We start from the raw sequence: 16,915 nt of genomic DNA, 5'->3' as shown, positions 1-16,915 counted from the left end.
CCACCGATCCGGTCGCGGCCGAGCGGTTCCTGGCGGCGGTGGACAGTGCGGGGGTCTATCTCAACTGTTCCACCCGGTTCGCCGACGGCTTCCGCTACGGCTTCGGCGCCGAGGTGGGCATCAGCACCCAGACCCTCCCGCCCCGGGGGCCGGTGGGGCTCGAGGGGCTCGTGACCTACCGCTACCGCCTCCGCGGCGAGGGCCACATCGCGGCGGACTACGCCCGTGGCGAGCGGCACTTCAGCCATCGGCCCCTGCCCCTGTGAGCAGCCTGGATCGCATCACCGTGCAGGGGCTGCGGCTCTGGGCCCACGTGGGCGTGCTGGAGGAGGAGCGGGCGCTGGGGCAGTGGTTCGAGCTCGAGGCCACCCTCCTGGCCGACCTGGGCGCGGCCGCCCGGGGGGATGACCTGGGCGCCAGTCTCGATTACAGCCGCCTGATCACCGCCTTGCAGCACCTGGCCCGCACCACGGTCTGCCGGACCCTCGAGCACTACAGCGAGCGGATGCTGGATCTGGTCGAAGCCCTCTATGGGCCGGTGCCGATCCAGCTGGAACTGCGCAAGTGTGCGGCGCCGGTGGCGGGGTTCAGCGGTCGGGTCTCCGTCACCCGGCAACGGCACTGGCCGGCGGCGCTGGCCGGGGGCCGGCCGTGATCTTCCGCCTCTTTCCGCCGCCCCGCCACTTTGCACCGGTCGTGCTGGTGTGGTGGGGCACCTGGCCGCGGGGGGCGACGCTGGGGGACCGCCTGGCGGTGGACAACCTCTCCGAGGCCCTGACGGCGGCCGGCCTGGAGCACACGGTGCTGTCCCACCCGAGCCACGCCGGTCCGGGCCACTGCGCCACCCGCCATCCCTTTGGATTGGCTCCCCGGATCCGCACCCTCGTCTTCGTGTGCGGTCCCCTGGTCGGCACCAAGCGGGTGAAGCGGCTGCTGCGGCTCTGTCGCGGCAGCCGAAAGCTCGCCGCCGGGGTGAGCCTGCTGGAGAGTCAGCAGGCCGTGAACAGCCAGCTCGCCGCCGTGGTGGCCCGGGACGGCGTTCCAGGCGCCAGTTTCGATCTGGCGGTGCACAGCTGCCGGGATCCCCGCCAGCGGCCACGCCCCGCAAGCCTGGCCGACGCCCGGGTGGGCATCTGCCTCCGCGGCCCCCAGAAGGACTATGGCGCCAGCCGCGATCACTCCGGCCGCGCCGCTGAGCTGATCCATGCCGCGGTCGGGGCGACCGGTCCGCAGGTCGTCCTGATCGACACCGTGCTCACGCCTAGCAATCCGCCGGAGGCCATCCAGCAACGGATCGCCTCGGTCGATCTGCTGCTGACCACCCGGTTGCACGGCTCGCTGCTGGCGCTGGCGGAGGCGGTGCCGGTGATCGCCATCGACCAGATCGCCGCGGGCGGCAAGCTCACCGAGGTGCTGGGCCGGACCGGCTGGCCCCATCTGTTCCAGGCCGAGGCCTGCACGCCCGAGCAGCTCCGGGAGCTCATCACGGAGCTGCTCGAACACCCCCCCCTGCAGACCCTGGCCTCGACCCAGGCGCGTCTGCTGGAGCTGGCCGGGCAGGCCCTCGAGGCTTCGGTGGCGATGGTCAGGGCCGCGGTGACGGCTGACCCGCCGGGGCCGAGCGGCCCCTGAGCCGCCGGCGCAGGGCCTCGCCGTAACCCCGGGCTCCCCGGCGCAGCTTGGGCGGGTAGGCCTTCAGCTTCTCCCTGAGCAGGATCAGGCCAGCCACCAGCCCGTCGTTGCGGCCCCTGGCGTGACGCTCCATCAGGGCCTTGAAGCGGCCGTGGTAGTGCACGCAGTTCAGCGCCAGGGGCCGCCCGTCCTGCCGCCGGAAGGCCAGCGGGCGTCCCTGCCGAAAGACGATCCGTTTCCACGGCCGCACCAGCAGCGGCAGGGGGTTGCTGCGCTGGAACCCCTCCACGGTCTCGATGCAGCTGTCGTAGGCGGCACCCGCCGTCGGCAGGGGGTCGCGGATCTGCACCCGATGGGACGTGCGCTCCGCCCAGTCCTGCCAGAGCGACATGTCGGAGATCCAGTAGCGATCGAGCTTCTTCTGGTTCCTGGCCTTCAGGGCGGTCAGCCGGGATTCACTGCGGTAGGTCGCGGCAATGTGATCGCAGAATGCCTCCAGGGCGCCGCGCTGATTGATGTAGGTGCAGTGGGGCAGTGCCCGCTGGGCGTCCCAGCGGCTGAGCACCACGGCCGCGCTGCGGCTGTCGCGCGACTCGCTGGCGGCATCACAGAACAGCAGCACGTCCGAATCGAGCGCCAGGCAGTGGTCCCACCCCTCCCGGCGCATCACCGCCAGCACGACGAACCAGCGCTCGATGCAGAACCTCTCCCAGTCCTGGCTCTGCCAGGGGCTGTAGTGGCGGTAGTCGCTCAGGAAGCTGCTGTGGGCGGGGGTGCGCTCGAGGGCGTCGATGGCGATGAAGCGATCCACGGCCATGGACCGGTTGCTGGCATCCCCGGCCAGCACCACGGGGCAATGGGGATTCCAGAGTTTTGCCTGCCGCAGGCAGACGGCGAGGTAGGGGCTGGGGGAGCGGTGCACCACCACGATGCCGAAGGCCTGGTCGGTGGCGCTCCGCCCGCTCGTCGCAGGGGCCAGGGTCATCGCGGGGTCGTCACTGGGTCGTCACTGGGCCATCGCTGGGGCGTCGCCCGGGGGCGGGGTCCGCATCCAGAGGGTGCGGTCGTGGAAGTCGGGGGCAGCCGAGGCGTGGCGCGGGGCCCAGTAGCTCAGGCTGCCATCGCTGGCCTCGAGCACGGCGGTGGGATTCCAGACCAGCGCGTCGACGCCGTGGAGTGCCGCGGGCAGCGGGCAGTGCAGCGCCATCTCCAGCTCCGCCGCGCTCCTGCGGCAGGTGAAGGGCAGGGCGGGGTAATCCGCGTCGGGTTGCAGCCCCTGGCGGTAGGCCTCGAGGCGGTAGACGTTCCAGTCGCCGCCGGGGGACAGGTTGATCTCCCAGTAGGCGGGCTCGTCCGCAGCGGCCAGGAAGCACTCCAGACAGGTGTGCTCCCACAGACCATCCCGCCGCCCGGGAGGATCGGCGGGTGGCGGCAACCGCAGGGCGGTGGCGTCCGGCCAGCTCAGCCGGAACGCCAGGCGCAGCACTGGCCCTCGCCCTGCCGGACGCTCCAGGGAGATCGAGGCGGTGACCGAGGTGGCGACCGAGGCGGTGGCCGAGGTGGCTGGATCGGCCGGCGCGAAGGGGTGCAGCCGCACGGTGTGCCCCAGCATCAGCGGAGCTCCTCGATCAGGGCCCGCAGGGCGGGTTCCTGGGCCTCGATGCTCTCGGTGAGACGGAACTGCACCAGGGCGCGCGCGAGGTTGTGGCGGGGATGGCGGCAGCGGAAGTAGCGGTTCCCTGCCAGGTGGTCGCTGAAGAAGCGAAGCCCCAGCTCGAAGGCGATCAGGCGGATGGCGTCGTAGAGGTGATCGAAGTCGGCCGCCGTGAGGAAGCCGCGGGCCTCGTTCAGGTAGGCGCCGAGGATCTGCCGGCCCAGCCCGAGATCGAAGTGCACGGCGCTGAGATCGCCTGCGTCTTCGCCGGCACGGTTGCAGCCCGATCGCAGGCAGTCCCCGATGTCGTAGTGGACCAGGCCGGGCTTCACCGTGTCGAGATCGACCAGGGCGACCGCCCGGCCGCTGCTGCTGTCGACCATCACGTTGTTGACCTTCGGGTCGCCATGGATCGGCCGGGGCTGCAGCTCCCCCCGCGCCCTGGCGTCCTCCAGCACGGAGGCCAGGGACTCCCGCGCGGCCACGAACGCGATGCAGTGCTCGGCCTCGTCGCAGCGGGCCACCCGGCTGGCGGCCAGGCTGCGCCGGTAGTCCGCCAGGTACCGGGGCGTGATGTGAAAACCCTCCAGGGTGTCGGCCAGCTCAGCGGTGGGCAGGTCGTGGATCAGGCGATGGAACACCCCCAGGGCGCGGCCCACCTCGGCGGCGTGGGTCCCGTCCTGGATGGTGTCGAAACTGGTCGCTCCGCTGACGTGGGTGAGCAGGCGCCAGGCCTGACCGTTCAGCTCCAGCCAGTTGCCGGGGGCCGGGGCGGCGGCGCGGTCGGCCAGGGGGACGGCCCGGGGCAGCTGCCAGTCGGCAGGCCCGGCGGCCGCGTTGGCCCCCCCGGCTGCGATGTGGCTGGCCAGGGCAGCGATGTTCCCCATCACCAGGGCGGGCTGGTGGAACACCTCGGTGTTGATCCGCTGCAGCACGTAGCGCTCGCCCGGTTCCGTGGTGACCAGGAACGTCTCGTTCACATTGCCGTTGCCGAGCGGTGCCACCGTCGCCACGGGACCGGCGATCGCGAACCGTTCGGCCAGGCCGGCCAGGCTTGGGCTGTGCATCCCCCCATCCTGCCGGCCAGGGGAAGGGCTCAGCCGGCAGTCTCCACCAGTCCGGAATGGCGGATCAGGGCGTCCGTGCTGGGCTGCCGGCCCCGGAACGTCTCGAAGATCTCCGCCGGCGACCGGCTTCCCCCCAGGCTCAGCACGGTCTCCCGGAACCGCCGGCCGGTGGCCACGATGGCCTCACCCTGATCCAGCCCCACCTCCTCAAAGGCGCTGAAGGCGTCGGCACTGAGCACCTCGGCCCACTTGTAGGAGTAGTACCCGGCCGCGTAGCCGCCAGCGAAGATGTGGCTGAAGGCGCAGAGAAAGGCATCCTCCTCGATCGGTTCGAGCACAGTGGTGCTGCGGGCGATCTCCCGCCGCAGGGCATCCGGACTGCGGCCGTCGTCCGGGCTCCACTGGCTGTGGAGCCGCAGGTCGGTGAGGGCGAAGTGCACCTGGCGCAGGGTCGCACTGCCCCCCATGAAGGTTCGCGCCGCCAGGAGTTTGTGGTAATCGGACTCGGGCAGGGGCTCGCCGCTCTGCCAGTGGCGGGCCATGCCCATCAGGGTGGCGCGGTCGTAGCACCAGTTCTCCATGAACTGGCTGGGCAGCTCCACCGCATCCCACTCGACGTTGTTGATGCCAGCGGCCTGGGGCCGCTCCACGGTGGTGAGCATGTGCTGCAGGCCGTGGCCGAACTCGTGGAAGAGGGTCTCGACCTCCTCGAAGGTCATCAGGCTGGGGGTGCTGCCCACCGGCGGACTCTGGTTGCAGATCAGGTAGGCCACCGGGAGGACCTGGTCCCCCTCCCGCGTCCGGGAACGGCCCAGGCACTCATCCATCCAGGCGCCGCCGCGCTTGCTGCCCGGACGGCTGTAGGGATCCAGGTAGAAGCCTGCCAGGGGTTCGCCGCTGGCCCCATCGAGCACGCGGAAGTAGCGCACGTCCCCATGCCAGACGGGCGCCTCGTCCCGGGTGGCCACGATGCGGATGTCGAACAGGCGCTGGCAGAGGCCGAACAGGCCCTGCAGCACCTGTTCCAGGGGGAACCAGGGTCGCAGCGCCTCGGCGTCGAGCTCGAAGGTCTCCCGCCGCAGCACCTCGGCCCAGTGGCTGACATCCCAGGGGCGCAGCTCATCGGCCTCCGGCGCACCATGGCGGCGGGCACACTCCCGCAGCGCCTCCACCTCCTGCCGGGCGGCCGGCAGGGCCGCCGCCCGGAGTTCCTCCAGCAGCTGTTCCACCGCGTCCACCGAGTCCGCCATCTTCGAGGCGAGGCTCACCGCTGCCCAGTTGGGATAGCCCAGGCGCCGCGCCTGCTCCAGCCGCAGGGCGAGGATCCGTTCGATCAGGGGCCGGTTGTCGAGGTCACCCCGGGAGGCCCGGCTCACCTGGGCGCGGTAGACGGTCTCCCGCAGATCCCGCCGCTGGCTGTACTTGAGGAACGGCACCACCCGTGGCATGTCGAGTCCCATCCGCCACCCGGTTTCGCCGGCTTCCTCTGCGGCCTGGGCGAGCAGCTCCCGCAGGCTCTGGGGCAGGCCGGCCAGGTCCTCCTCGCTGGAGAGGGTCAGGCTCCAGCCGTTGGTGGCGTCGAGCACGTGGTTGCCGAAGTCGGTGGCGAGGCTCGCCAGCTCGGCGGTGGCCTGGTTGAAGGCCGCCTGCTCAGCCCCCTCCAGGCCGACACCCCGCAGCCGCATGTCCCGTTGTTCGGCCTCCAGGATGCGCCTCTGCACGCCATCGAGGTGGCCGGGCTGGCCCTCGGCGCTGCGGTCATGCTGGGCCTCCAGCCGCTCCAGGGCCTGGAAGATCACCCGGCTCTGGCCGGCACGGCTGCCGAAGGCCACCACGGCACCCTGCTGCTGCTGGTAGGCCTGCCGCAACTCCGGCGTGTTGCAGACCCCGTTGAGGTGGCTCACCACCCCCCAGCTCCAGCGCAGCCGTTCACCGAGGTGATGGAGGGGATCCATCACCTCATCCCAGCCCAGGTTGCGCTCCGGTCGGGCCAGCAGTTCCTGCAGGCGGGCTTCCAGGGACGAGAGCTCGGCATTCAGCTCGTCCAGCAGGGCTGGAATGGCCTCGTTGACCTGTTCGGCGGTGATCGCGTCGAAGCGGGGAAGCCCCCGGCCGGCGAGCAGGGGAAGGGTGGCGGTCGAAGGGCCCATCGGGTGGGGACGGCTGGGCCCCATTCCAGCGGATCGACGGGGGCGGTCGGGGCTCAGCCCAGGACGGAGATCCGATCCACGGCGACGGTGGTGACCGTGGCCAGCCCACCGGCGAGGGCGTTGGTGCTGGCTTCGTAGAAGTCGATCGCCACCCGCGGCCAGAAGCCGATCACCAGGGTGGGCACCAGCAGGGTGAGGCCGATCATCAGCTCCCTGGGATTCATGTCCCCCACCACCGCGAGGGCGGGGATCCTGGGCCCGAAGAAGACGCGGCGGCAGAGGCTCAGCAGGTACACCGGGGTGAGCACCAGGCCGATCGCGGCGAGCACGATCGTGATCACCCGGAAGCCGATCGTGAAGCCGTCGTTGGCGGTCACGCCCAGAAACACGGTGATCTCGCTCACGAAGCCGCTCATGCCGGGCAGGGCCAGGGAGGCCAGGGAGCTGGCCAGGAAGAAGGCGAAGGTGATCGGCAGTGCCTTGGCCAGACCACCCATGTTGGGAATCGAGAGGGTCTTGGTGCGCTCGTAGAACACGCCGGTGATGAAGAACATGGCGGCGGCGATCAGACCATGGCTGATCATCTGGAGCATGGCGCCGCTCATGCCGAGGGCGTCGATGGCACCGATGCCGAGCAGCACGAAGCCCATGTGGCTCACCGAGCTGCAGGCGATGCGCCGCTTGACGTTGTCCTGAGCGAAGGCGTTGAGCGCGCCGTAGACGATGTTGACGATCCCGAGCACGACGAGCGCCGGTGCCAGGGTGAGGTGGGCTTCCGGCAGCATCTGCACGTTGAACCGCAGCAGCGCATAGCCCCCCATCTTGAGAAGCACGCCGGCCAGCAGCATCGACACCGGCGCATTCGCCTCGCCGTGGGCATCGGGCAGCCAGGTGTGGAGCGGGAACATCGGCAGCTTCACGCCGAAGCCGATCAGGAAGCCGAGGTAGCAGAGCAGCCCGAAGGCCCCGCCGGGACTCCGGGAGGCGAGCTCGGTGAGGTTGAAGCTGAACTCACCGGAGAAGGCCAGGGCGAGTCCGCTCACCAGGATGAGCAGCGAGGCCGTGGCGGTGTAGAGGATGAACTTGGTGGCCGCGTACTGGCGCTGCTGGCCGCCCCAGATGGCGATCAGCAGATAGACGGGCACCAGCTCGAGTTCCCACGCCAGGAAGAAGAGCAGGAAATCCTGCGAGAGGAACACCAGGCCCTGCGCCGACGCCTGCACGAGCATCAGCGCGAAGTAGAGACGGGTCTTGCGGTTGATGTTCCAGCTGGCGGCGACTGACAGCAGGGTGACCAGACCGGAGAGCACCACCAGCGGTGCCGAGAGCCCGTCGGCCCCCAGGGACCATTCCAGACCCAGTGCCGGCACCCAGCGCAGCCGCTCGACCAGCTGGAGCTGGCTGAGGGAGCCATCGAAGTGCTGGCTGAAGCAGACCACCATCAGGCCCAGGTCCACCGCCAGGGCGCCGAGGGCCAGGGTGCGGGGCCAGCGGGGGTCGTTGCCATCCCCCGGCAGCAGGGGCATGAGCAGGGCCACCGCGGCCGGGAGCAGAACGATCAGGCTCAGCCAGGGAAAGGCAGCTCCTCCCGGGGAGTCGGGTACGGACGCGGCCATCAGAGCCAGGTTGGCGTCCATTCCGATCCCCTCACTCATGGCGAAGCGTTGATGGCCATGAACTTATCAGTCTCACCCTGCCAGCTGGGTAGATCTACTCATGCTGGGCGGGTCTGATCCGGCAGCGGCTCCCAGCGGCTGCCCTCGTGCTGCACGCTCAGCACCTCCGAACGGGATTCCACCCCGGCGCGGTGCCAGGCGCGCACCATCGCCTGGCTCACCGGCTGGGCCACCTCCCGGCGGCAGAGGGCGAGCAGGCTGGGGCCGGCGCCGCTGATCACGCATCCCCAGGCCCCCGCCTCGAGGGCGGCCTCCCGGACCTGCCGGCCTCCGGCGATCAGCCCCCAGCGGTAGGGCTCGTGCAGCCGGTCGTGCATCCCGTCGGTGATCAGGTCGCCGTTGCCGGTCCGCAACCCCTGCAGCAGCAGGGTCAGGGCACCCAGATTGATCACCGCGTCACCCACCGGAATGGCCTTGGGCATCGCCCGCCGCGCCTCGCTCGTCGTCAGGCGGATCGCAGGGATCGCCACCACCGCCACCACATCGGGCGACCATTCGCAGCGCACCACGCGCCAGCGATGGGAGGCGGCCTTGGCCGTCATGCAGAGGCCGCCCACCAGGGAGGGCACCACGTTGTCGGGGTGGCCCTCGATGTCGATCGCCAGCTCCAGCAGTTTTTCCTTGCTGAGCGGTTCGCCCACCAGGGCATTGGCCCCCATCAGGCCCGCCACGATCGCGGTGGCGCTGCTGCCGAGACCCCGGGCGGGGGGGACCGCCAGCCGCACGCGGGCCTCCAGGCCGACGGGCTCCTCCTGGGCCTCCTTCCAGACCCGCTGGGCGGCGCGGTAGACGAGGTTGTCGGGCCCGCCGCGCAGATGGGCCCCTTCCGGCCCCTCGATGATCAGATCGAAGCGCTGGCTGCCGCCCTCGATGCAGCGCATCTGGAAGACGTTGTCGAGCTCCAGGGCGGCGCCCAGACAGTCGAAGCCTGGTCCCACATTCGCCGTGGTGGCAGGGACGTGAACGACGACCCCTTGGCCGACCCGGGGGCGCACCATGTGTTCAACACTGCTCGGCCCAGTGTCTCAGTTCACCCGCCGGCCGACCGGGGGCATTGTCGGCACGTCCAGCCCATCAGCACCGCCAGTTGATGAGCACCGCCAGGTCATGAGCACAGCTAGGTCATGAGCACCGCTAGTTCATCAGCATCCGCGCCCGACAGGCGGCGCTGAACTGGCCGATGGCCGGATCCACCACGGCAGTGATCGGAATCGGTTCGAGCACGCGTCCAAGTCGGCCCTTGGCCAGGAACGCCTGCCGGAAGCTCGGGCCGCGCAGGGCCTCGAGGAGCTTGCCGGCGGTGCCGCCGGCCAGCCAGATCCCACCGCGGCACAGCCCCGTCAGGGCGAGGTCACCGCAGACACTCCCGTAGGCGCCCAGCCACAGCTCCAGGGCCTCCGTGGCGAGGGGATCGCCACGGCCGGCGGCAGCGGCGACCGCCGCCGGCAGGTCCTCCGCCTCGCCGGCGAGGGGATGGTCGCCGGCCGGATGGCGGCAGTGCAGCAGCCAGCGCGCCACATGCCCCAGGCCGGTGCCGCTCACCACCCGCTCGATCGAGAGCCGCTCCAGCGCCAGATCGGCCAGCAGCCACTGCTTGAGCTCCCATTCGGCTGTGCTGCGCGGGGCGAATTCGCCATGGGCCGCCTCACTGGCCAGGGCCAACAGCGCCCCCTCGGCCGGGATCCCGAAGGCCACCCCGAGGCCCGTGCCGGCGCCCAGCACCAGCAAGGGCTCGCCGGCGATGCCCTGGCCGGGCTGGATCACGGCCTGCTGGTCGGCCTGGAGATGGGGCAAGCCATACACCAGCACGGCGAAGTCGTTGACCAGTTCCAGCCGGCCGATCCCCGTCCCGGCGGCGAGCCTGCTCTCGGAGAGCTGCCAGGGCAGGTTGGTGAGCCGGGCCGAGCCGCCCTCCACGGGGCCGGCCACCGCGAAGCAGGCGGCGGCGGGCAGGGGCTTCTGCCCCTGGCCAGGATCTCCAGACCCCTCGCTTCCGGCCAGGAAGTCGGCCACCATCGGCGCCAGGTCCGGCCACTCGGCGGAGACGTAGCGCTGGCTGGCCAGCAGCCGCAGTTCGCCGTGCGGCTCGGCGCTGTACAGGGCCAGCAGGGTTTTGGTGCCGCCGATGTCGCCGGCCAGCAGGGCGGCCATCTCAGGCTGTCGCCGCGGCGGGCAATCCCAGCCCGGCGGCCCGTTCCCCATTCGCCCGTCCGGCCGCCGCCAGCAGCGTGGCGAGGGGCACCGCCCCGAGGTCCCCGTCGCGACGGCTGCGCAGGCTCACCTGGCCCGACTCGGCCTCCTTGGCGCCGATCACCCCGAGCACCGGGATCTTCATCTGCTCGCCGGTGCGGATCAGCTTGCCGAGCCGGTCCCCGGAGTGGTCGATGCTCGCCCGCACCCCGGCGGCCCTGAGCTGCTCCAGCAACCTCTCGGCGAAGGGACGCACCTCGTCGGTGACCGGCAGCAGGCGGATCTGCTCCGGGGCGAGCCAGAAGGGGAAATCGCCGGCGTAGTTCTCGGTCATGATCCCGAAGAACCGTTCCAGCGAGCCGAAAATGGCCCGGTGGATCATGATCGGCCTCTGGCGGCTGCCATCGGCCGCCACGTACTCGAGCGCGAAGCGCTCCGGCAGGTTGAAGTCCAGCTGGATGGTGGAGCACTGCCACATCCGGCCGATGGCGTCCTCGATCTTGAGGTCGATCTTGGGACCGTAGAAGGCGCCACCCCCCTCGTCGACCTTGTAGGCCCAGCCCTTGCGGTTCAGGGCCTCGATCAGCCCCTGGGTGGCCAGCTCCCAGACGGCGTCCTCGCCGATCGATTTCTCGGGGCGGGTGGAGAGGTTGATCTCGTAGCTGCGGAAGTCGAAGGCCGAGAGAATCTGCTCGGTGAGATCGAGGATCGCCAGGATTTCGTCCGTGATCTGCTCCGGCAGGCAGAACACGTGGGCGTCGTCCTGGGTGAAGCCGCGCACCCGCATCAGGCCGTGCATCACCCCCGGGCGCTCATAGCGGTACACGGTGCCCAGCTCGGCCCAGCGGATCGGCAGTTCCCGGTAGCTGCGCAGGGTGCTGGCGTAGGTCAGCACATGGAAGGGGCAGTTCATCGGCTTGAGCTGGTACTGCCGCTCATCCACCTGCATCGGGCCGAACATGCTCTCGCTGTAGAAGTCCAGGTGGCCGGAGGTCTTCCACAGGCTGATGTCGGCCACGTGGGGGGTGTAGAGCAGCTCGTAGCCGGCGGCGAAGTGCAGCTCCCGCCAGAGGTCCTCGATCAACAGGCGCATGCGGGCGCCGCGGGGATGCCAGAACACCAGACCGGCGCCCGCCTCATCCTCGATCGAGAACAACTCGAGATCGGTGCCGAGACGGCGGTGGTCACGCCGCAGGGCCTCCGCCTTGCGCCGCTGGTGCTCGGCCAGCTGCTCGGGGGTCTCCCAGGCGGTGCCGTAGATGCGCTGCAGCTGGGCGTTGTGTTCATCGCCGCGCCAGTAGGCGCCGGCCACGCTCTCCAGCTCGAAGGCCTTGGCATTCAGCTCGCCGGTGTGGGCCACGTGGGGCCCGGCGCAGAGGTCCCACCACTCCTCGCCCAGGGTGTACAGGGTGATCGGTTCGGTGATGCCCGCCAGGATCTCCAGCTTGTAGGGCTCGTTCTGGGCCCTGATCCGGCTTTCGGCCTCAGCGCGGCTCACCTCGATCCGCTCGAGCGGCAACTTCCTGTTGATGATCTTGATCATCTCCTTCTTGATGGCCTTGAGATCGGCCTCGGTGAAGGCATCGGGGCTGTCGAAGTCGTAATAGAAGCCGTTCTCGGTCCAGGGACCGATGGTCACCTGCGCCTTGGGAAACAGTTTCTGCACCGCCATGGCCATCACGTGGCTCATGGAATGGCGGATGCGCAGCAGTGGCTCGCTCTCGCTCGTCTTCGGCAGCTGAACCGCAGGGGTGGGGGAGGGTGGCCCCGCGGCGGCTCGGCTCGGCTGCACACCCGGCGCTTCCTGGGAGGGATGGGACGCGGGCGCGGAGGCGGGCACTGGCAGCGGAGGCAACGGCGAAAGCCGATCCTACGCAGCCCTTCTAGGCTGATCCGATGAGCCCTTCGCCCTCCCCCCAGGAGCCTGCGGCTGACCTGCTGGAGCACCTGCTGGGGTCGCTCCTGGCCGATTTCCGCGTCTGGTTCAGTCGGGGTGAGTTGCTGCTCGATCTCTGCCCGGACAGTGTGATGGGGGCGGAGCAGCGGCAGGCCCTGCGCGAGAGCCTGGCCGAGGCCAGCCGCCAACTGGCCGCCGCCACGAGCCTGCGCCGCGCCGTGCCGGTGCCCATGGCCCTCGGCATGGACTCCCTGGCGCCCTGGCATCAGCTGGTGATGCGGGTGTGGTCCCTCTCCGCCTGTCTGCGTCGCAGCGGCGTGGATCTGCCGCCCATGGACTGGCCCGCTCTGCCCTCCATGCCGGGGGGAATGCTGTCCCCTGATCCGCGCCTGGACCCTCCAGGCCGGGAGGATGGGCCTGGCCCCGGCCCTTCCTGAGCCGTTGTCGCCCTGGACCGCACCATGAGACCCCGGACAGCACTGTGAGACCCCGGACAGCACCGTGAGACCCCAGAGCCTGGCCCGGCTGGAACGCCGCCACCTCGGCATGGCCTACCTGCTCTGGGCCCTGGGGCTGGTGGGGGTCTGCGGCCTGCAGCGCTTCTACAACCGCAAGCCCCTGAGCGGCACCCTCTACCTGCTCACCTTCGGTCTGTGCTTCCTCGGCCAGCTGGTGGATCTGCTGCTCATGCCCGAGCTGGTGGAGCAGGCCAACGTCGTGCCGGCCCTGCGGGGCTCGGGCACCTCCGCGGAGATCCAGCTGCTCCAGCTCGCCCGCCGCAGCGGTGAGCGGGGCTTCACCCTCAATGATGCGGTCCTGGAGGTGCAACCCCAGGGGGGGCTCGAGAGCGAGCAGCTGCGTCGCGAGATCGAGAAGCTGCTCCATGCCCATCTCCTGGATGTGGGCAACGACGAGCGGGGCCGGGTGGTTTACCGGGAGCCCTGAGTTCCTAGCCAGGAGTCCCTCCCCGCAGGGGTGGCTCAGGTGGCCGCGGACTGCCGGGCGCGGACCAGGGCGATCCGGTAGAAGTTGAGCAGCTCGTAGCGGCTCTTCACCGGCTGGCCGTAATAGCTGCCGCCATGGCGGGCGGGCAGGGAGGCCCACTCCGGAGCCAGCCGTGCCATCACCTCCGTGCCCAGCCCCTGCTGATCGAACAGCTGCAGGGCGCGGCGCCGCTGGATCAGGTGGAGGGCGGCCTGGTCCTGGTTGTGGGGCTCGAAGCTCCGCAGCCTGAGCCGCCTGGAGACTTCGTGCCAGGTCCCGGGCAGGAACTGGTAGGCCCCGGCGGCCGCACTGGTGTAGCGCCGCCGCACGGTGATCTCGGGATGCCGCGCGAGGCTGGCGAACAGGCCACCCCCGTAGAGCACCCGGTAGCCCTCGGGCCTGCCGTCCTTCCAGGTGCCTTCCGCGAAGCGGATCGTCTCCAGCAGGGCCCGGCGTTCCGGGGTGATCGCGTAGGGCCCCGAGCCCTGCTGCACCGTTTGGGTGGCCGCCAGCTTCGCAGGACCGCCGGGCAGGGTGGCAGACGCGGCCAGGGGCGTGGGAAGGACTGCAGCCAGGCAGAGGGCCAGGGCCATCGGCCGGTTGCTGGTTGCGCGGCGGCTTGGCTTGGGAGCGGAAACGGTCAGACCCGGATCAGGCGAGTCGGGCCAAGCTGATGAATGGGGGGTCACGGCGGCCACCCCCATGGGGTGGGGGGTGGACAAGGCCGTCGTGTTGTGCTTGCAGAGAGGCGTTCAGGCTGAGTCTCAGGCGTCAGGCCTGAGAGTCACTGGTTTTCCGCGTCGATGGCGTCGACGCGGGCCCGTCACTGGCGAGACCAGCTCCAGCGCGGGGATGGATCAGATCGGCTGATCAATCATGAACAGACTGTTAAGCGGCTCGGGCTCGATCCCCTGGCCCCGGCGGCAGAAAGCCGAGGCTCGCGCGCACCCGCTCGAGCGTGGCCCCGGCCACCGCGGCGGCCCGTTCGCGGCCCTCGGCCAGCACGTCGTGGAGCAGGGCGGGCTCGGCCCGCAGCTCCTGGTAGCGCTGCTGCACGGGCCGGAGCGCCTCGATGGTGGCTTCCGCCAGGAGGGGCTTGAACCTCCCCCATCCCATGGCGGCGCAGTCGGTGGCGGCGCGCTCCCGTCCGAGCCCGCTGAGCGCGGCGTAGAGGCCCAGCAGATTGTCCGCCTCCGGCCGCTCCGGATTGCCGAATTCCAGCCCCATGGTGGGATCGGTCTTGGCTCGCTTGATCTTCCGCGTGATCAGCTCGGGGGGGTCCAGCAGGGTGATCCGCGATCCCTCGTTGGGATCGCTCTTGCTCATCTTGCTGCGGCCATCGGTGAGGCTCATGACCCGGGCTCCCTCGCTGAGGATCAGCGGCTCGGGCACCTTGAGGATGGAGAGGACCTCACCGGCGCCGTCCCGCTCCCCGAAGCGGGCGTTGATGCGTTGCTGGGCGATGTCGCGGGCCAGCTCCAGGTGCTGTTTCTGGTCTTCACCGACCGGAACGAGATCGGCGTCATACAGAAGGATGTCCGCCGCCATCAGCACCGGATAGTCGAGCAGGCCCGCCGAGACCTGGTCGCCCTGTTTGACGGCCTTCTCCTTGAACTGGATCATCCGCTCCAGCCAGTTGAGCGGCGTGACGCAGTTCAGCAGCCAGCAGAGTTCGCTGTGGGCCGGCACGTGGCTCTGCACGAACACGGTGGAGCGGGCCGGATCGATCCCGCAGGCCAGGTAGAGAGCCGCCGTGGTCAGCGTGTCCTCCGCCAGCTGGCCGGGCTGATGGGGCACGGTGATCGCATGGAGATCCACCACACAGAAGAAGGTGTCGTGGCTTGCCTGGAGGCCGACCCAGTTGCGGATGGCTCCGAGCCAGTTGCCCAGATGCAGGGCGCCGGTGGGCTGGACACCGGAGAGAACCCGCGGTCTGGCCATGGCGATCAGCTCTCCTTGGCGGTGTCGTCGGCAGGAGCCGCGTCTTCTGCAGGAGCGGCGTCGGCCGGGGCCTCGCCCACCGGCGCTTCCCCAGGGGCTGGGCTCTGGTCGGTGTCTCCCTGCTCGGCAGCTCCGTCCTGGGCAGCTCCGTCCTCGGCAGGGGCGACGGCGGGCCTGGGCTTGCTGGGCCGGGCGAAGGGATCCACCCTGGGGGCCCGTTCCGGACGGGGACCGCGGCCCTCCCCAGCCGCAGGCCGGCGGGTGCCGCGGGCACCCTCCCGGCCCTGGGGCTGGTTGCGGACCTCGGCCACCAGTTCGTCGAGCTTGCCCTCCTCGATCAGCTGGGCGATCGTGCGGACCGCGAAGCCGAGCACGGCCACGGTCGAGCGCAGCCGGAAGGTCTCCTGCACGGTGCGCGCAGCCCGCATCTCGTTGTCACTCAGACGGATGCGGAAGCCACCAGGCTCCCGATGGCCCCCAGGCTCGCGCTGTCCACCAGCTCTGCCGCCGTGGGGCTGGGGCGTGCTCGTTTCGTCAGCCATGGCGGCCATCTTGGAGTCAGGCGCAAGTGTGCCGCATCGACTGGCGCCGGGGCTGGAGCCAATGGATCTGATGGGCTTCGCCGCTGCCGTGGCGCGCCGTGACCAGCAGGGGCAGTGCCCGGGGGGCGGTCCGCTGCAGTTCAGCCCGGTAGCGCTCGACCAGGGCCAGATAGCGCGCCAGTGTCCAGTGGCCATTGCCGGCGTCCTGCCGCTCCCAGTAGCGGCGCAGAGCGTCCTGGCAGGAGGCCGCCCCGTACTCCTGCCAGCAGAGCAGCTGGGCCTGCCAGGGCTCGAGACCGCCGCACAGCAGGGAGCGGTAATGGACGAGTTCGGGTGCCTCGGCGCTGGCATCGGGGGGGAGTTCGCGGGCCAGGGCTTCGATCGGCACGGCGCGCAGACGCAACCAGCAGCGCTCCAGCAGCACCACCGGCAGGTCGCCCCGCCACTGCGTCGCCGCGTCGAGTTCCCGCTGCCAGCTCCGCAGCCGACGCCACTGCTGCGGCGTCAGGTCGGGCAAGGTCTCAGCCATGGGTCCCCCGGAAGGTGATCTGGCTGCTGGCGTATTCCCTGGGCTCCATGTGGATCGTGCAGCGCACCGGCCCGAAGCGGGCCTCCAGGTGCTCCTCCACGAGTTCGGTGATTCGATGGGCGGTCGGCAGGTCCTCGGCCTCCACCACCATGTGCATGTCGATGAACACCAGCTGTCCGATCACACCGCGGCTGGCGATGTCATGGCAGTTCAGCACGCCGGGGATGGCCATGGCCACGGCGTGGATGGCCTCGGGCGCGATGGCGATCTGATCGACCAGCTGGGGCAGGTTGCGGCGCAGGAGCTGCCAGCCCTGGCGCAGCAGCAGCAGGGCGATCGCCACGGCCAGGGCGGTGTCGATCCAGCCGATGCGGTTGAGGGCCGGGAGGCCGAGGCTGGCTAGCACCAGAGTGGACAGGGCGAGTGGCCCGGCCCGGCCGCTGGCCCGGCGGCCCGGTCCCCCGGCCGCGAGCACGGCCTGGAGGGCCAGGCTGACCAGCAGCAGCACGAGGCTCCCGATCCCCAGGCCCGGCGCTGCCGGACCGGCGATGAGCCGCGTCGTGGCGGCCTGCAGGATCTCGACGCCGGCGAACAGCACCAGGGCGGCGCTGGCCAGGGCCCCCACCGTGCGGAATTTCTGGTGCCCGTAGGGA

At 70.5% G+C, this 16,915-nt stretch carries 17 protein-coding genes and 1 pseudogene; 5 read left to right on the top strand and 13 right to left on the bottom strand.

Annotated features, from left to right (window positions below; all coding sequences use genetic code 11):
* From ACLD7X_RS13275 to ACLD7X_RS13265, 3 genes and pseudogenes are all read left to right on the top strand, one after another.
* Nucleotides 1-266 (top strand): annotated as a pseudogene (locus ACLD7X_RS13275) (glutamate-5-semialdehyde dehydrogenase); the annotation flags it as partial.
* Nucleotides 263-655 (top strand): dihydroneopterin aldolase, encoded by a 393-nt coding sequence (locus ACLD7X_RS13270; protein ID WP_411424127.1) that lies wholly within the window; start codon nucleotides 263-265, stop codon nucleotides 653-655. The pseudogene ACLD7X_RS13275 and the gene ACLD7X_RS13270, both read left to right, overlap by 4 nt.
* Complete coding sequence (locus ACLD7X_RS13265) at nucleotides 652-1,632, top strand: polysaccharide pyruvyl transferase family protein (protein WP_411424126.1); 981 nt, start codon at nucleotides 652-654, stop codon at nucleotides 1,630-1,632. Before ACLD7X_RS13270 ends, ACLD7X_RS13265 begins: the two co-directional genes overlap by 4 nt.
* Here ACLD7X_RS13265 and ACLD7X_RS13260 read toward each other — a convergent pair.
* The 8 genes from ACLD7X_RS13260 to thrS all read right to left on the bottom strand — a co-directional run bounded on the left by ACLD7X_RS13260 (nucleotide 1,586) and on the right by thrS (nucleotide 12,107).
* Nucleotides 1,586-2,617, bottom strand: a complete 1,032-nt coding sequence (locus ACLD7X_RS13260) for a hypothetical protein (protein ID WP_411424125.1) — start codon at nucleotides 2,615-2,617, stop codon at nucleotides 1,586-1,588. The two genes, ACLD7X_RS13265 and ACLD7X_RS13260, sit on opposite strands and share 47 nt — an antisense overlap.
* A 21-nt stretch (nucleotides 2,618-2,638) precedes the next feature.
* Nucleotides 2,639-3,244 carry a DOMON-like domain-containing protein gene (locus ACLD7X_RS13255; RefSeq protein WP_411424124.1) on the bottom strand — a complete coding sequence of 202 codons (606 nt, stop codon included), beginning with the start codon at nucleotides 3,242-3,244 and terminating at the stop codon, nucleotides 2,639-2,641.
* Complete coding sequence (locus tag ACLD7X_RS13250) at nucleotides 3,244-4,353, bottom strand: phosphotransferase enzyme family protein (RefSeq protein WP_411424123.1); 1,110 nt, start codon at nucleotides 4,351-4,353, stop codon at nucleotides 3,244-3,246. Before ACLD7X_RS13250 ends, ACLD7X_RS13255 begins: the two co-directional genes overlap by 1 nt.
* Before the next feature lie 29 nt (nucleotides 4,354-4,382).
* Nucleotides 4,383-6,503: a M3 family metallopeptidase gene (locus ACLD7X_RS13245; RefSeq protein WP_411424122.1), complete on the bottom strand. Its 2,121-nt coding sequence runs from the start codon at nucleotides 6,501-6,503 to the stop codon at nucleotides 4,383-4,385.
* A 53-nt stretch (nucleotides 6,504-6,556) separates the two neighbouring features.
* Nucleotides 6,557-8,158, bottom strand: a complete 1,602-nt coding sequence (locus ACLD7X_RS13240) for an NAD(P)H-quinone oxidoreductase subunit 4 (RefSeq protein WP_411424121.1) — start codon at nucleotides 8,156-8,158, stop codon at nucleotides 6,557-6,559.
* Between the two features lie 59 nt (nucleotides 8,159-8,217).
* Nucleotides 8,218-9,177: a homoserine kinase gene (gene thrB / locus ACLD7X_RS13235; protein ID WP_411424120.1), complete on the bottom strand. Its 960-nt coding sequence runs from the start codon at nucleotides 9,175-9,177 to the stop codon at nucleotides 8,218-8,220.
* Between the two features lie 136 nt (nucleotides 9,178-9,313).
* Nucleotides 9,314-10,330 carry a glucokinase gene (gene glk / locus ACLD7X_RS13230; protein ID WP_411424119.1) on the bottom strand — a complete coding sequence of 339 codons (1,017 nt, stop codon included), beginning with the start codon at nucleotides 10,328-10,330 and terminating at the stop codon, nucleotides 9,314-9,316.
* Nucleotide 10,331: 1 nt separating this feature from the next.
* Complete coding sequence (gene thrS, locus ACLD7X_RS13225; protein ID WP_411424128.1) at nucleotides 10,332-12,107, bottom strand: threonine--tRNA ligase; 1,776 nt, start codon at nucleotides 12,105-12,107, stop codon at nucleotides 10,332-10,334.
* Between the two features lie 158 nt (nucleotides 12,108-12,265).
* Here thrS and ACLD7X_RS13220 point away from each other — a divergent pair, with 158 nt between their 5' ends.
* Together ACLD7X_RS13220 and ACLD7X_RS13215 are read left to right on the top strand one after the other, a co-directional pair.
* Entirely contained in the window at nucleotides 12,266-12,703 is a 438-nt protein-coding gene (locus tag ACLD7X_RS13220; RefSeq protein WP_411424118.1) for a DUF2605 family protein, read from the top strand.
* A 64-nt stretch (nucleotides 12,704-12,767) separates the two neighbouring features.
* A complete protein-coding gene (locus ACLD7X_RS13215; RefSeq protein ID WP_411424117.1) occupies nucleotides 12,768-13,211 on the top strand; it encodes a TM2 domain-containing protein in 444 nt (147 codons plus the stop codon).
* Between the two features lie 35 nt (nucleotides 13,212-13,246).
* Here the strand turns inward: ACLD7X_RS13215 and ACLD7X_RS13210 are convergent, their stop codons facing one another.
* From ACLD7X_RS13210 to ACLD7X_RS13190, 5 genes are all read right to left on the bottom strand, one after another.
* Complete coding sequence (locus ACLD7X_RS13210) at nucleotides 13,247-13,843, bottom strand: glycoside hydrolase family 24 protein (RefSeq protein ID WP_412006697.1); 597 nt, start codon at nucleotides 13,841-13,843, stop codon at nucleotides 13,247-13,249.
* Nucleotides 13,844-14,138: 295 nt separating this feature from the next.
* Nucleotides 14,139-15,191, bottom strand: a complete 1,053-nt coding sequence (gene trpS, locus ACLD7X_RS13205; protein ID WP_411424115.1) for a tryptophan--tRNA ligase — start codon at nucleotides 15,189-15,191, stop codon at nucleotides 14,139-14,141.
* Between the two features lie 5 nt (nucleotides 15,192-15,196).
* Nucleotides 15,197-15,733: a hypothetical protein gene (locus tag ACLD7X_RS13200; protein ID WP_411424114.1), complete on the bottom strand. Its 537-nt coding sequence runs from the start codon at nucleotides 15,731-15,733 to the stop codon at nucleotides 15,197-15,199.
* Nucleotides 15,734-15,749: 16 nt separating this feature from the next.
* Nucleotides 15,750-16,262, bottom strand: a complete 513-nt coding sequence (locus tag ACLD7X_RS13195) for a hypothetical protein (RefSeq protein ID WP_411424113.1) — start codon at nucleotides 16,260-16,262, stop codon at nucleotides 15,750-15,752.
* The coding region (locus ACLD7X_RS13190; RefSeq protein WP_411424112.1) for a cation diffusion facilitator family transporter at nucleotides 16,255-16,915 on the bottom strand (661 nt) is incomplete at its 5' end. The genes ACLD7X_RS13190 and ACLD7X_RS13195, both read right to left, overlap by 8 nt.

Origin of the sequence: Aphanothece microscopica RSMan92 (assembly GCF_046613545.2) — a bacterium.
Taxonomy (GTDB): domain Bacteria; phylum Cyanobacteriota; class Cyanobacteriia; order PCC-6307; family Cyanobiaceae; genus NIES-981.
The sequence above is the reverse complement of the archived record's forward strand: the minus strand, read 5'-3'. Positions and strand labels throughout refer to the sequence as shown.

Excerpts from the sequence above, each read along its gene's own strand:
- ACLD7X_RS13260 (WP_411424125.1), bottom strand. The coding sequence starts at position 2,617 with ATGACCCTGGCCCCTGCGACGAGCGGGCGGAGCGCCACCGACCAGGCC.
- ACLD7X_RS13255 (WP_411424124.1), bottom strand. The coding sequence starts at position 3,244 with ATGCTGGGGCACACCGTGCGGCTGCACCCCTTCGCGCCGGCCGATCCA.
- ACLD7X_RS13250 (WP_411424123.1), bottom strand. The coding sequence starts at position 4,353 with ATGCACAGCCCAAGCCTGGCCGGCCTGGCCGAACGGTTCGCGATCGCC.
- ACLD7X_RS13245 (WP_411424122.1), bottom strand. The coding sequence starts at position 6,503 with ATGGGCCCTTCGACCGCCACCCTTCCCCTGCTCGCCGGCCGGGGGCTT.
- ACLD7X_RS13240 (WP_411424121.1), bottom strand. The coding sequence starts at position 8,158 with ATGAGTGAGGGGATCGGAATGGACGCCAACCTGGCTCTGATGGCCGCG.
- thrB (WP_411424120.1), bottom strand. The coding sequence starts at position 9,177 with ATGGTGCGCCCCCGGGTCGGCCAAGGGGTCGTCGTTCACGTCCCTGCC.
- glk (WP_411424119.1), bottom strand. The coding sequence starts at position 10,330 with ATGGCCGCCCTGCTGGCCGGCGACATCGGCGGCACCAAAACCCTGCTG.
- ACLD7X_RS13220 (WP_411424118.1), top strand. The coding sequence starts at position 12,266 with ATGAGCCCTTCGCCCTCCCCCCAGGAGCCTGCGGCTGACCTGCTGGAG.
- ACLD7X_RS13210 (WP_412006697.1), bottom strand. The coding sequence starts at position 13,843 with ATGGCCCTGGCCCTCTGCCTGGCTGCAGTCCTTCCCACGCCCCTGGCC.
- trpS (WP_411424115.1), bottom strand. The coding sequence starts at position 15,191 with ATGGCCAGACCGCGGGTTCTCTCCGGTGTCCAGCCCACCGGCGCCCTG.
- ACLD7X_RS13200 (WP_411424114.1), bottom strand. The coding sequence starts at position 15,733 with ATGGCTGACGAAACGAGCACGCCCCAGCCCCACGGCGGCAGAGCTGGT.
- ACLD7X_RS13195 (WP_411424113.1), bottom strand. The coding sequence starts at position 16,262 with ATGGCTGAGACCTTGCCCGACCTGACGCCGCAGCAGTGGCGTCGGCTG.